Here is a 13,815-nt window from a genome sequence, read left to right on the forward strand (position 1 = left end):
TTTTTCGAGATATATGCGGTCAAGAGGACTCGCGTATGTGATTCGGAACCGAATCAGCTACTTGTACAGAAATAAATAAGAACGATCATTCTAGTAAAGTTAAAAAAATACGTAGTAGTATTGTGAATGCCACTGAATCGCTATTCAGATCAGCGGCTTTGATTCTTATTTTTCCTTTTCAATCTAATATGCTCAGTGTAGTATTAATAATACCCGATAACTTCACTTGATTGGTTGCTGTTTTGACCATCGTACGTAACCCTAACCAAGCATTCATGAAGTAATGAGAAAGAACTTCAGGGTCAAGGTGAGCTTTGACTTCACCAGTTTGTTGACCATAAAAAATGAAATTATATAACAATTTTTCCATTTTTGAATAGCTATCTTCAACGAAAGAAGAAACTTCTGGATCACATAATCCCAGCTCCACACCCGAATTAACGATGAAACACCCTTGAGGGTCTTCTTTTTTCTCAAGAGTGGTCTCTAAAAATTGCCGAATTAATTCCTTCACCGGTTCTTGCTTCTCAACCAATATTCTCATTTTATTGTTTTGAATAGCCTCGTATCGTTTGAGCGCCTTCATAAATAAGGCATGTTTATCCCCAAAAGTATCATATATACTTCTTCTGTGAATCCCCATATTCTCAACCAATTCTTGCATCGAAGTTTTCTCGTAGCCTTGCTCCCAAAAGAGTTGTATCGCTTTATCTAGTACTTCATTAACCTCAAATTCTTTGTATCTTGCCATTGTCATCACCTCGTTCATTCATTATACATTTAAGTGAACGATCACTTAAAAATTGATAATCACCTTCCCTTTTGGACGTCCATTTGCGACTAGTTCTAGCGCTTCATTTACGTTGCCAATGGTAAATAGTGTTGGATGAATCGGTGGAACAATGTTGTTTTTTTCAATGATTTTGGTAATTTCTTTTAGTTGCTCGCCGTCAGAACGAACGAAGATAAAGCGGTATTCCACGTCGCGTTTCTTGGCTTTGTTGTCATACTTTGCGCCAGCAACAGAAAACAGCTTTTGCTTCCACCATGGGAATTTTTTGTCTTCTGCGAAACGTTTATTGGGTCCCGTACGGAGAGAGAGCAATCTTCCGCCTGGTTGAATGATTTTTAATTCATTATCAAATTCATCGGCCCCCAGGGTATCCATCACATAATCGACATTTGACAACAAGTCAACATAGTTTTCCTTTGTATAATCCAAGTATTGATCTGCACCAATTTCCAAAGTACGGTCGCGTGCTTGTGAGTTGCCACTGACAATAACTTTTAAACCCATTGCCTTTGCGATTGGGACAGCCATTTGACCAAAGCTACCCGATCCGCCTGGAATGAATACAGATTTACCAGACTGTGCCTCAAGTTCTTCGTGTAGACCTTGATAGGCTGTAAGTCCAGTCAATGCTGCAGCTGCGGCTTCCGCATAGGATAAGTTTTTTGGCATGGAGGCAATTGCTGCAGCGTCAATGGCTGCATATTCCGCAAAAGCACCAATTTTTCTCAGGGGAAGACGTGTATAGATATCATCGCCTACGTAAAAGCCTTTCACATTTTTTCCGACCTTTTCGATAACGCCTGCCAACTCATTACCAATGGTTAGTGGAAATTCATAATCTTGAATCAGTTTCACGCTACCTGTGATAACTAACATTTCGAGTGGATTGACAGCCGCAGCTTTTACCTTTACCAAGACTTCGTTATCATTGATTTCTGGAATTGGAATATTATTAACTTGCGCATGGATTTTTTTGGAGTACTTGGTGATTTGAGCTGCTTTCATGAGAGTTTTCACCTTACCTCATCTGAGAATTCTAATTCTTTCAAAGTAGGATAATCCGTATATCCTTTGCTTCCGATGCCAAAGAATGTGGTTTGATCTGCTTCATTCATAGGAGCCCCCGATTTAAGACGCTCTACTAAATCTGGATTAGCTAATGACCATACACCAACTGGTACCAGGTCAGCTAAGCCACTATCAATATCCACCCTAAGATCTTCCAGAGCTCGTCCAGCTCGATTAACTAATAATGGATTCGTCCATAGGGAGCGAATGTCCTGGAGCAGTTCTTCGTTTCCAAGGTGCATAATATGAAGGTATGCTAAATTCAATTTAGCTAATTCTTGCGTAAGGTAACGGTAAAGATCAGGGCCTTGTTCACCATCTTGAATTCCACCAAGAGGGGTCCCTGGCGAAATACGGAAGCCTGTTCTCTCGGCTCCAATTTCTTCGACAATAGCTTTCGTTACTTCAATCGCAAAGCGGGCACGATTCTCTACACTTCCACCATATTCATCCGTCCGCGTATTCGAATTTTCTCCGATAAATTGATTAATCAGATAACCATTTGCTCCATGAATTTCTACACCATCAGCACCAGCTTTAATAGCTGCTGCCGCTGCTTTTCGGAAGTCTGCAATGGTCGTTTGAATATCTTCTTTACTTAACTTACGTGGAACTGGTATGTCCTTCATTCCTGTAGTAGTAAACATAGGTACACCTGGTGCAATTGCAGAGGGTGCGACGGCTTGACGATGATGAGGGGTATTGTCGGGATGTGACATACGACCGGCATGCATCAGTTGGATATACACAAATCCACCCGCTTCATGTACCGCATCCGTAACCTTTTTCCATCCTTTAATATGCGCATCAGTATAAATGCCAGGTGACCATAAGTAACCTTGACCATCATCAGAAGGCTGTGCACCTTCAGTAATAAGTAATCCAATAGATGCTCTTTGAGCATAATAAAGCGAACTCAGTTCTCCCGGCGTACCATCTTCCTCCGCTCTGCTTCGTGTCATTGGTGCCATTGCCAGACGATGAGGTAATTCCATGTTTCCAATTTTCGTTTTACTCCACAACTTTTCCATTATTTTTCCCTACTTTCAAATGATTTTACTCATCAATTAATTAATTTTACAATCCTTCAAGAATCGGATAGATTGGCCCTCTCAAATTGAAATCATAGTTCGGATCTACAATTCCTACCACTTCGTTGTTATCATAAAGATCCACCATGAAGCCCGCCATTTGCTTAGCCGTATGGTACTTAGGCATGCTGGATTTGTAATCAAACTCTTTCACATCTATTGATTTGTTTGCAAATTCCGTTTCCGTAATGGCTGGTGCTAGAATTTTCGCCTTTAATTTTGCTCCTTTCAGTTCGAGTTCTTTGGCCAGCCCTTCTGTAAAGGCACTGACATAATATTTAGATGCAGAATATGCAACACTTCCAACAGCAATGACATATCCGAGTGCCGATGATACGTTGATCAATTGAGTACCTTCTACATCAGCATAATCTCTCACATATAGTGTAGAAAGGATGGTCAAAGATTCAATATTAACACGTAACATGGTTTCAACTTTTTCTAGTTTCTGATCAGCAACAAAGGCGCCTTCACCAAGGCCTGCATTATTAATCCATGTCTCCATTTGATATTCCTTTAAATCGTTATACAGGGTATATGCCTGATCAGTAACCGACAGATCACTTGTAAGAATAACAACATCTAAATCAGGATTTATTTCCTGAATTTTTAATTTTAGCTCTTCTAATTTGTCTAATCTTCTAGCTACAATAATCAAGTTTTTACCCCGAGCCGCAAACGCCAATGCTGTCTCATAACCTATTCCTGAACTTGCTCCTGTAATAACTGTATACTTCATATGATTCTCTCCCTTTTAAGAAATATTATTTTGATAATTGTAGAATGATCGTTCTAAATTGGACTCAGCATATCATTTTTAGAACGATCAGTAAAGTATTATCTTTTCTCCGATCAAATAATAAGCAGTCAGCAGATTCAGCATTGCTATAGATATTATTGAAAAACAGGTCAGTGCCCGGATCGGTTTTGTATGGATCTAACCATACGAGTCATCAATTTGCGTGGCAGCAACCGCGGAATGAACGCCATTAATCGATTTCGAGCCCCTGGTATGATGATTTTTTCGCCGCGCATGAAGCCTCGATACCCTTCTTCAGCCACCTTACCAGCCTCCATGATAGCGCCGCTCTGGAACAGTTTCGAAGCACCCATACCTGAACGATCAACGAAACCGGTTGACGTAAGTCCCGGACATAACGCCGTCACAGTCACACCCGTGCCGCTCAGTTCGTTTTCAAGAGCCTCGGTGAACGACAGCACATACGCCTTTGTCGCGTAGTAAATTGACATCATAGGTCCCGGAAAAAAAGCCACCAATGAAGCCACATTCATCACGCCCCCTTGGTCCCGTTTGACCATATCTGGCAAGAACAGCTTCGTCATAATCGTCAGAGCCTTTATATTGACGTCGATCATGTTCGTCTCTTGCTCCAAGTTCGTCTCCAAAAATGTACCGTACAAACCGAATCCGGCATTATTGACAAGATAGTCAACGTTGATCCCTTTCTCCTTGAGTTCAGTGAAAATCTCCTCCGGTACACCGCGTGATGCGACATCCTTGGCGATAACCGTTACTTGGGAGCCATGTTTCTTCCGATATTCCTTCGCAAGCTCCAAAAGCTTACCCTCACTGCGCGCAACCAGCACTAAATTAAATCCATCCTTGGCGAAACGATCCGCCAACTCTTTACCAATCCCGCCAGATACTCCCGTGATTAGTACAGTTTTTTTCATCATATAAGCCCTCCTCTATTTTTAGTGTAAACGTTAAACTGTTTTATAGCATTTTGTAATTCGGATTGTTTAGGCATAAACTGACAATAATACGGGAATGATTATTCTAATAATGCCAAAAAAAAACAATAAATTAATCATTTTCTTTCTATAGTCCTCACTGAAATGTTGTTGCCATACTTCTTAACCCAACCCTCAAAATTAAAGAATGAGCATTCTAAACATTTCCTTTTCTATCGTCATCAGCATAACATATTGAGAACGATCGGTAAAGAAATGGTTTTTATAGTTCTTTATTCGTCGACAATAATAACTTAATTCTCCAACCCACGTAAAAAAGGCTCGTAATTGCCTAAGCAACTACGAACCCTATTTGTAAGGTAATGCGGTCAAGAGGACTCGAACCTCCACGTCATTGCTGACACTAGAACCTGAATCTAGCGCGTCTGCCAATTCCGCCATGACCGCAAATTATGTAACACAGTGATTAATCACCGATAAATAAGATAATACTCTTTTTCAGAATAAAAAGCAAGATCCTTTATTGATAAAAATATAGTTATAGGAATAACCAATCAAGGTCATTCATTTTATATATTTCTCTTATAAGAGGCGCTATGTTACAACATAAGTAAGAACTATGCGTCAGAGCTACTTTATAACAAGGAGGAGTCTAAAGTATGAAACAGCGTTGGAATTCAGGGGATTATGATTCGGATATGGCCTTCGTCTCTCAATTTGGGGAGTCCCTGATGGATTTACTAAATCCATCACCGGGAGAGCGAATTATGGATTGGGGCTGCGGGACTGGAGATTTAGCCGCCGCTATAGCTGCTCGAGGCACTAATGTTACAGGCATAGATGCCTCGGCCGAAATGATCCATACCGCTCGCAGTAAATATCCTCAGATAACCTTTGTAGAAGCTGACGGCCAATCCTATGTATCAGAGGCTCCAGTAGATGCCATCTTTAGTAATGCAGCTTTGCATTGGCTGTTGGATAAAAACGGGACAGCGTCCTCCATCTCCTCAAGCCTGCGGACGAACGGGCGTTTTATTGCAGAGTTTGGCGGACAGGGCAATATAGACTCCATCGTTAACACTCTACCGCGGGCCTTTACAGCTGCCGGCTGTTTAGATAAACTGCAACTCCCTTGGTATTTTCCGACTATTGGTGAATATACCACACTGCTGGAGAAGCACGGTCTGACCGTACAGCTGGCCCTCTGCTTCGATCGCCCTACCCCGCTAGAGGCCGGGGAGCAAGGATTCGCGCGGTGGATGAATACATTTGCAAATGGGATTCTAAGTGTACTTACCCCCTCCGAACGCGAAGAGGTTATAGAATATATGGTGAAAGAGCTCAAGCCGTCTCTATATCAGAAAGAACGCTGGGTCATGGATTACCGAAGAATCAGAATAGCCGCTTATAAACGGTAACCTCATATTCTTAATCTATGCATCCCCAACGAACCGATTTTTCCCAGCTCCAAGTCCAACCAGCAGCAGCATAACACTAGCACCCAACAGCAATATAAGCGGCAGATCCCAGCTATGCGTAAGATCATGGAGCCATCCGAACAAGGCCGGCCCCGCTGCTGCCAATAAATATCCTACAGATTGAGCCATCCCGGAAAGCTCAGCCGCTTCTTGGGTGGTTTTTGTGCGCAGACTAAAAAACATCATTACCAAACCAAAGGCAAATCCACCCGCTATACCGATGCAAATGGCCCATACGGCCATCCATGAGCTGCTGCCGAGCCAGATTCCGCTAATGCCAATTACAAAAAGAACGAAAGTAATAACGACCAAGCTGCGTTGATTTTTCAACCGACCTGCAAATAAAGGCACAAAAAACGTAAACGGCAGTTGGGCCAGCTGCATCAATGAAAGAATCCAGCCTGCATGGCTGGATGTCATCCCCCGTTCTCCGAGAATAACTGAAAACCAGGCAATTAAAACGTAGTACAACAGCGACTGCAAGCCCATAAAAAAACTAACCTGCCAAGCCAACGCCGAGCGCCATATATTTTTGGAGGATACGGATTTCTGGCTCACGCTCGAAATACCTAGTATCCGAATCTGCGGAATCCATAACATCGTTGCCAAGGCCGCTAATATGAACCACATCGCCAATGTGCCTCTCCAGCCGAAGCTGGTATGACTTGCCAGCGGCACACTTATTCCGGCGGCAAAGGCAGCGCATAAATTCATGGACACGGTATAAATACCTGTCATTAACCCTATTTTGCGGGGGAATTTCCCTTTAATCAAACTCGGCAGAAGCACATTGCATACTGCAATTGAAATTCCAAGCATAGCTGTTCCGATGAACAGCAGTCCTGCGCCGGATCCTGATCGTACCAGAATACTGACAGCCAACAACAGCATAGCAATCAATAATACATTAGCCATTCCAAAACGGCTGGCAAACTTAGATGCAAAGGGAGATACCAATGCAAAAGCCAGCAAAGGAAGTGTAGTGATTGCTCCGGCCAGAGTATTGGATAACCCCAAATCTTCTTTAATCATTTCTATTAAAGTTCCCACCGATGTAAAGGGAGCTCGCAAAGCCGCCGCGATAACAATAATACCCAGCACTAGCCATAAGCGATTCAGTCTGAGACGTGACATACCTATTTTCATATACTTCTCTTCTTGCTGCCGAGCTTTCATTCTATTCCCTCCAAGCCATAATAAACAGGCAAACGCAGCGCTTGCCAGAGAAAATTTCATAATATATGTATATTTATTTCTAATAATCATCTACCATTATGATAGAAGATGCAACCTGAAGAGGTTTAGCGACCATTTCCCATTATAGAAAAGAGTGAACTAACGATGCTTCGTCGATTTTTTTCCTATTATCGTCCTTATAGAAAACTATTTATACTGGACTTCACCTGCGCAGTCGGGGCTGGCCTCCTGGAGTTGGCTTTTCCTGTAGCCGTTAATAAGTTCATTGATGATTTATTGCCCGGACAGGATTGGCCGCTTATTCTTATCGCCTGTGTTGCACTCTTGGCCATATACGCCTTGAACACGGTTTTGCAGTATGTAGTCACGTATTGGGGGCATATGCTTGGCATCAATATCGAAACGGATATGCGCAAAAAAATGTTCGAGCACATTCAGAAATTATCCTTCCGTTTCTTCGATAATAACAAAACCGGACATCTCATAGGCCGTATCACCAATGATTTAAATGATATCGGCGAGGTGGCTCACCATGGGCCCGAGGATGTTTTTATAGCCATTATGACACTGATCGGTGCCTTCTTACTTATGGCTCAAATTAATCTGCAGCTGGCCATTATCACCTTCGTTATAGTTCCGATCATGGCTTGGGTCATCATTTACTTCGGCCGTAATATGACCACTACCTACCGCCAGCTTTTTGGGAACGTGGGCAGCTTCAATGCACGTATCGAAGATAACGTCGGAGGAATCCGGGTTGTACAGTCCTTTGCCAATGAGAATTATGAAAAGAAGCTCTTTGCCGTTGATAATCAAATGTTCCGTCAAACCAAGCTTCTCGCGTATAAAATCATGGCCAGAAGCTTATCGGTCAGCTACATGATGACTCGGCTCATCACCATATTGGTAATGCTGAGTGGCGCATGGTTTTTTATTCAAGGAGACCTGCAAATTGGGGAGTTTGTTGCATTCATCTTGCTAGCCAACGTCTTCTTTCGACCGATTGAGAAAATTAATGCTGTGATCGAGAGCTATCCCAAAGGGATTGCGGGCTTCAGAAGATACCTGGAAATTATAGATTCTGAGCCGGATATTAGCGACCAGCCTAATGCGATTGAAGTTAACCATCTGCGTGGAGATATCAACTTTGAAGACGTATCCTTTGGTTATGATGAGAATCGTCCAGTCCTGGAGGGAATCAGCCTAAATGTATCCGCCGGGGAGACGATTGCTTTTGTCGGTCCTTCTGGTGCTGGTAAAACAACGATCTGCAGCTTGCTGCCTCGTTTCTATGATGTAACCGGCGGCCGAATCACGATTGACGGAACGGATATCCGTCAACTTAAGCTGGAATCGCTGCGGAAGCAAATCGGAATTGTGCAGCAGGATGTATTCCTCTTCTCGGGAACGATCCGCGAGAATATCGCCTATGGTAAGCTGGACGCCGAAATGTCGGAGATCTGGGACGCGGCTAAGCGGGCGCATCTGGAGGATTTAATTACAAACCTTCCAGACGGAATGGAGACCGTCATTGGCGAACGCGGTGTAAAGTTGTCCGGTGGACAGAAGCAGCGTTTGGCTATTGCCCGAATGTTCCTCAAGAACCCGCCCATTCTCATTCTGGATGAAGCCACCTCTGCATTGGATACAGAAACAGAGGCAGCTATCCAGCAATCTCTGGCAGATCTATCAGTAGGCCGAACCACTCTCGTAATCGCTCACCGTCTTACAACGATCAAGAATGCAGATCGAATTATCGTAGTTAATGAAGACGGAATTTCCGAGGAAGGCCGGCACGAAGAACTTGTGAATGCTGGAGGAACTTACAGCCGCCTGTATCAGGCACAGTATAATGCGTAAGTACACGGCATAGACTCATACGAACCAAACAGCAAGTCAAGAGTATTCTTGGCTTGCTGTTTTTTTATTAAATGGGCACTTGTTTGTTGCGAACAAATGTTCTAATATAGATTGTAGAAGTAAAAATATAGGAGGCTGTTTTAATGGAACAGTTAGCGGTTATTGAATTTTTAATTGAAGCTAAAAGGGAAACCTATGCAGGAAACGGGCCAGAAGTCACGCCCTCTCGTCCTAATTCACATGATTTAGCATTTGCAAAAGGGAATTTGAAATACATAGATACGTATCTAGGATCTGAAAAATTTGCTGGTGAAGAAGCCTTATGGGAAAATGATAAACCCTCTTGGGCTATGAATTACGTTGGACGTGTCATCGCTGAAGGTTTCAGCGGAGACTTCTTAAAAGAAGCCTTACAAAACCCACCTCTTCACATGCCTTGCCGAGGACCCAGCATCTACAAAAATGATATGTATACCTATACATGTACAGTTGACGGGAGCTTTGATTGGTTTACTGGATCTGAGGTAATCTTTAAGGGTGCTGTAAAGGTCTATGAATGCATGTTCCATGGCGGGGTTATTAAATAGGCTGATCTTAAGAGTCCGATTTACATTTAAGTGTAGTTTGTACAATTAAAAAGGCTGATTTCTCCTCAAACGACTATTTAGTTGTATTCCATACAGCTATTTCTTCAAAAGTATACACTAACTCTTGTTTTGTAGAGATATAGTTGTATTTGGTACAGCTATTTCAGAAATAAACCGCTGGCTAACCCAAACAAGTGTATAAAGTGCAATTAACTAATTGGATATATGGGTATATGGGGGATTAGAGCCAACATTTGCTCGTTCAGTCCCTTTTATTGCTCTTTTAAAATGCAAAAAAAGAACTATCTCAAGCCTGTACTTCAGACTTAAAACAGATCCCTTTTGCGTATATCGTACTGCACCTTAAATCCGACTTTGCAAACATCCTATTTATTCGCGATATAAACTTTGAGCTGCTTGCCTTTGATGGTCGTTGTCTTCATCGCTTCCAGCACCAGAGAACCTTTACCGTTCAAAATATCCACATACGACACATTATCCTGTATCGTTATGATTCCGATATCCTCTGCGGAGATCCCTTCGAGCTTGGCAATTGTGCCGACAAAATCCACAGCTCTAAGCTTCTTTTTCTTGCCGCCATTGAAGTACAGCTTCATGATCTCTTTGTTCAGGCTCTCGCTCTTGTCCTTTTTACGGATGGGCTGAATATTGATTTTCTGCTCGAACGCTTCCTTCGCATAGGCAACCGCATCCGCAGATGGAGCCTTCATAACAGGAATACTGAAGCCAATATATCCTTCAATTTCTTTTACCCACTTGTGCTCGTTCGGCGTAGCAAAGGTGATCGCTTTGCCTGTCTTACCCGCGCGGCCGGTTCTGCCGATACGGTGCACATAGCTTTCTTTTTCCAGCGGAATATCGTAATTGATTACATGCGTGATGCTCTCGATATCAATCCCTCTTGCTGCTACGTCGGTAGCAATTAGGTAACGGAATTGACCTCTTTTGAAAGCATTCATGACCTCAAAACGCTCATCCTGCATCATGCCGCCGTGGATCTTATCACAAGGATATTGCTGATCGGCGAGGCCTCGGAACAACGCATCCACCTGATCCTGAGTCCGACAAAAGATAATACAGCTATCCGGATTCTCCACGGTGATAATATCGGTTAACAGAGAAAACTTGGCAGGTTGTTTCACTTCGATAAGCGCGTGCTCGATTTTGGCAGTAGTAACTTCCTCGGAATTAATCTCAATATCCATCGGGGAGCTCATATATTTGCGGCAAAGATTTTTTACAGCATCCGGTAATGTAGCAGAAAACAACATCGTCACATGGTCTTTAGGCAGTTTTTTAATGATGGCTTCGACCTGCTCAATAAAGCCCATGTTCAGCATCTCATCCGCTTCATCGATAACCAGATACTTAATCCGGTTCAAGTGAATGGTGCCTCGTTCTATATGGTCTGATACGCGTCCGGGCGTACCCACAACGACATGTGTTTTTTGTGTCAGCTCTGCTTTTTGCGGAGCAAAGGGTTGCTTACCGAATAGGGCAACGGCCTTGATCCGCTTGAACCGTCCGATATTCGTGATATCATCCTTTACTTGCGCGGCAAGCTCACGGGTCGGTGTCAGAATTAAAGCCTGCGGTTTGTTCTCCGCCCAATCCACCAGTTCGCAGATCGGAATGCCGAATGCTGCTGTTTTTCCGCTGCCGGTCTGTGATTTAACAATCAGATCCTCTTCCTGTAAAGCAACAGGGATGACTCTGCTTTGTACCTCAGTCGGCTTCTCATACTTCAAAACATCCAACGCTTTGACGATTTCTTCACTTAACTCATAATCTTTAAATTGTAATTCGCTCATAGTTCAACCTCTTCTATGCTGATTTATCTGGTCAAAGCGGAATTTCCGCGATACTTCCATATTATGCACTTTAACATTATACCAGCTATTTGTCCCCTTGATTCCATTCCTTGTAGAACTGGTCGAGAAAAGTCAACATAAACTCATGCCGCTCCTCCGCTAATTGTCGTCCATATGTAGTATTCATTAAAGTTTTTAATTTTAACAGCTTTTCATAAAAATGATTGATTGCTGTTCCTTTAGAATAATTTCGGTACTCTTCTTTCAAGGATTCGTCTCTTGGAGGCAATCCCGGATCATAAATGGGACGGTCTTTTGCCCCTGAAAAAGCAAAAACTCTGGCAATACCGATAGCTCCGATTGCATCCAACCGATCCGCATCCTGCACAACCTGTCCTTCAACCGTGCTCATGGGCTCCCCGCCGCCGCCACTATAGGACATCGTTTCTATGATCATCATGATGTGGCTAATTTGTTCCTGATCCGTCAGATGGGACGTCAACCAAGTATGTACTTTTTGTAATCCGACTTCTTTGGAAGGGTTAAGTTTCTCATCGGCAACATCATGCAGCAGTGCAGCCATTGTGCATATAAAAGCATCCGCCTTCTCGATTTCCGCAATGGCACTTGCCGTATTTCTAACTCTATCGGAGTGCCACCAATCATGTCCGGTTGTATCTTGACCCAACTGCTCTTTAACGAAAATTTCTGTTTGAGAAATGATATATGATTTATCCATTTGTTCCATCGAAAAAACTCCTTTTGCTCCTATTGTTCATCTATTATACTTCCTTTAAGGAAGAAAACCATGACAAAGGAGCGTAACTATGAACATTACATACAAAATCAATGCCCCGCTCGAAGCGGCAGAAGCCGCAGAAATATTCAAAAGCTCGGGAATTAAGCGGCCTGTCGATGATCTGGAACGTATCGGAAAAATGATTGCTAATGCTGATGTACTTGTCACGGCATGGGATGGAGAGAAGCCAGTTGGGATCGCCCGCGCCATTACGGACTTCGTCTACTGCTGCTATTTATCTGATTTGGCCGTGCGAATGGATTATCAAAAGCTGGGCATCGGCAAGGAACTGGTGAATGTTCTGCAAGGTCATTTAGGCGAAGAGCCGATGCTCCTGCTGTTAGCAGCCCCCTCCGCCATGGAATATTATCCGAAAATTGGATTCGACAAACTGGATTGTGCGTTTATTATACCTAGAGCGAAATAGGTTAGTTAGTGTTAAGAAATTATTGTGGAACATTACGTCCCTTTTCAGAAAATATTATAAGGTATGTTACATTTGATTTGATGGAATCGGCCTACTGGGGCGGAATCAAGTGTATTTGTACATTTGAATTGATGGAATCGGCCTACTAAGGCGGAATCAAGTGTATTTGTACATTTGAATTGATGGAATCGAGCTACTCGGGCGGAACTGATCGGCTACAGGCCCTGATATTATACGTCCTAAGACAGAAAAGCTATTCCCCCGGTAACTATACCGTGGGAATGGCTTTTTATGATATCCGCTGACAATCCCTCTTAGGTTGGCTTATAAATGAGCTAATGTGTTTGCTGTCTGTTTCAAACGTCCCAAACTATCCCTGCTCATTTCCAGCTCACACCCCAGCTTACTTCCCCTCATTAATTGCTCTGATGACCTCCAACGGAAGCTTGGTCTTACGGTCATACATCAGCATGCCGTTGATTTCCTGTTCGACATCAGTAAGCTGGGTGTAGCAGTATCCTTGAACTACGCCGTCGGCACCTGATCCACGTTCATGATCATAAGGTCAGGACGCTCTTTTCCTGTGCTTAGCGCTACATCCAATTGCTTGTAATATTCGCCGTTCGGCTGAATGACAAATTTAATTTTGTATTTATCTTGGGAGCTGTTGTACTTGTCGACTATTTTTTTCATGAACGGACCGTCAGAACCGGAGAAGGGTGACCAGAACAATAATTCAGTCTTCTTACCGCTGGTGCTGTTATCCCCTTTTGCTTCGTTAGTGGTGCCGTTTTTACTGGTGTCTCCGTTAGCCTTAGTGTTGTTGTTATTTCCGCCGCAAGCAGTTGCAGCTAACGCAACCAGGATAACCATCAGGATGACTGCCGTTACCTTTTGCATAGATCGTTTCATCTGTTTGCTCCCCTTTATCCATGATTCAAAGATGAACTCTTTGATAGCTTTATGG

General features: G+C 43.1%; 13 protein-coding genes and 1 tRNA gene. 4 read left to right on the plus strand and 10 right to left on the minus strand.

From position 1 onward, the window contains the following. Positions 1 to 178: 178 nt before the first annotated feature. The 6 genes from J2T20_RS19725 to J2T20_RS19750 form a co-directional block, all read right to left on the minus strand. On the minus strand, positions 179 to 751 hold the full coding sequence (locus tag J2T20_RS19725) for a TetR/AcrR family transcriptional regulator (RefSeq protein WP_307591048.1): 573 nt from the start codon (positions 749 to 751) through the stop codon (positions 179 to 181). A gap of 45 nt (positions 752 to 796) precedes the next feature. Continuing rightward, the gene (locus J2T20_RS19730; RefSeq protein WP_307591049.1) at positions 797 to 1,810 is read right to left on the minus strand and encodes an NADP-dependent oxidoreductase; all 1,014 of its coding nucleotides are present in this window, start codon (positions 1,808 to 1,810) and stop codon (positions 797 to 799) included. Then, the gene (locus tag J2T20_RS19735) at positions 1,807 to 2,892 is read right to left on the minus strand and encodes an alkene reductase (RefSeq protein ID WP_307591050.1); all 1,086 of its coding nucleotides are present in this window, start codon (positions 2,890 to 2,892) and stop codon (positions 1,807 to 1,809) included. Before J2T20_RS19735 ends, J2T20_RS19730 begins: the two co-directional genes overlap by 4 nt. A 46-nt stretch (positions 2,893 to 2,938) precedes the next feature. Then, the gene (locus tag J2T20_RS19740; RefSeq protein ID WP_307591051.1) at positions 2,939 to 3,691 is read right to left on the minus strand and encodes an SDR family NAD(P)-dependent oxidoreductase; all 753 of its coding nucleotides are present in this window, start codon (positions 3,689 to 3,691) and stop codon (positions 2,939 to 2,941) included. 170 nt (positions 3,692 to 3,861) lie between these two features. Continuing rightward, positions 3,862 to 4,650 (minus strand): SDR family NAD(P)-dependent oxidoreductase, encoded by a 789-nt coding sequence (locus J2T20_RS19745; protein ID WP_307591052.1) that lies wholly within the window; start codon positions 4,648 to 4,650, stop codon positions 3,862 to 3,864. A 381-nt stretch (positions 4,651 to 5,031) separates the two neighbouring features. After that, positions 5,032 to 5,115, minus strand: a tRNA-Leu gene (locus tag J2T20_RS19750). A gap of 212 nt (positions 5,116 to 5,327) precedes the next feature. Here J2T20_RS19750 and J2T20_RS19755 point away from each other — a divergent pair. Beyond that, the gene (locus J2T20_RS19755) at positions 5,328 to 6,086 is read left to right on the plus strand and encodes a class I SAM-dependent methyltransferase (RefSeq protein WP_307591053.1); all 759 of its coding nucleotides are present in this window, start codon (positions 5,328 to 5,330) and stop codon (positions 6,084 to 6,086) included. 15 nt (positions 6,087 to 6,101) lie between these two features. On the opposite strand, the gene J2T20_RS19760 is transcribed toward J2T20_RS19755, so the two are convergent. Further along, the gene (locus J2T20_RS19760) at positions 6,102 to 7,322 is read right to left on the minus strand and encodes a CynX/NimT family MFS transporter (protein WP_307591054.1); all 1,221 of its coding nucleotides are present in this window, start codon (positions 7,320 to 7,322) and stop codon (positions 6,102 to 6,104) included. Positions 7,323 to 7,487: 165 nt separating this feature from the next. Between J2T20_RS19760 and J2T20_RS19765 the strand changes: the two genes are divergently transcribed. After that, positions 7,488 to 9,203: an ABC transporter ATP-binding protein gene (locus tag J2T20_RS19765; protein WP_307591055.1), complete on the plus strand. Its 1,716-nt coding sequence runs from the start codon at positions 7,488 to 7,490 to the stop codon at positions 9,201 to 9,203. A 143-nt stretch (positions 9,204 to 9,346) separates the two neighbouring features. Further along, positions 9,347 to 9,790 carry a DUF5680 domain-containing protein gene (locus J2T20_RS19770; RefSeq protein WP_307591056.1) on the plus strand — a complete coding sequence of 148 codons (444 nt, stop codon included), beginning with the start codon at positions 9,347 to 9,349 and terminating at the stop codon, positions 9,788 to 9,790. Positions 9,791 to 10,176: 386 nt separating this feature from the next. Here J2T20_RS19770 and J2T20_RS19775 read toward each other — a convergent pair whose 3' ends face one another. Beyond that, on the minus strand, positions 10,177 to 11,622 hold the full coding sequence (locus tag J2T20_RS19775; RefSeq protein WP_307591057.1) for a DEAD/DEAH box helicase: 1,446 nt from the start codon (positions 11,620 to 11,622) through the stop codon (positions 10,177 to 10,179). Positions 11,623 to 11,707: 85 nt separating this feature from the next. Beyond that, on the minus strand, positions 11,708 to 12,370 hold the full coding sequence (locus J2T20_RS19780) for an HD domain-containing protein (RefSeq protein WP_307591058.1): 663 nt from the start codon (positions 12,368 to 12,370) through the stop codon (positions 11,708 to 11,710). A 79-nt stretch (positions 12,371 to 12,449) separates the two neighbouring features. On the opposite strand from J2T20_RS19780, the gene J2T20_RS19785 reads away from it, so the two are divergent. Continuing rightward, on the plus strand, positions 12,450 to 12,848 hold the full coding sequence (locus J2T20_RS19785; RefSeq protein ID WP_307591059.1) for a GNAT family N-acetyltransferase: 399 nt from the start codon (positions 12,450 to 12,452) through the stop codon (positions 12,846 to 12,848). Positions 12,849 to 13,373: 525 nt separating this feature from the next. Here the strand turns inward: J2T20_RS19785 and J2T20_RS19790 are convergent. Then, positions 13,374 to 13,760 carry a hypothetical protein gene (locus tag J2T20_RS19790; protein ID WP_307591060.1) on the minus strand — a complete coding sequence of 129 codons (387 nt, stop codon included), beginning with the start codon at positions 13,758 to 13,760 and terminating at the stop codon, positions 13,374 to 13,376. Between the last annotated feature and the right edge of the window lie 55 nt (positions 13,761 to 13,815).

Source organism: Paenibacillus wynnii (assembly GCF_030812855.1).
GTDB lineage: Bacteria > Bacillota > Bacilli > Paenibacillales > Paenibacillaceae > Paenibacillus_AQ > Paenibacillus_AQ wynnii_A.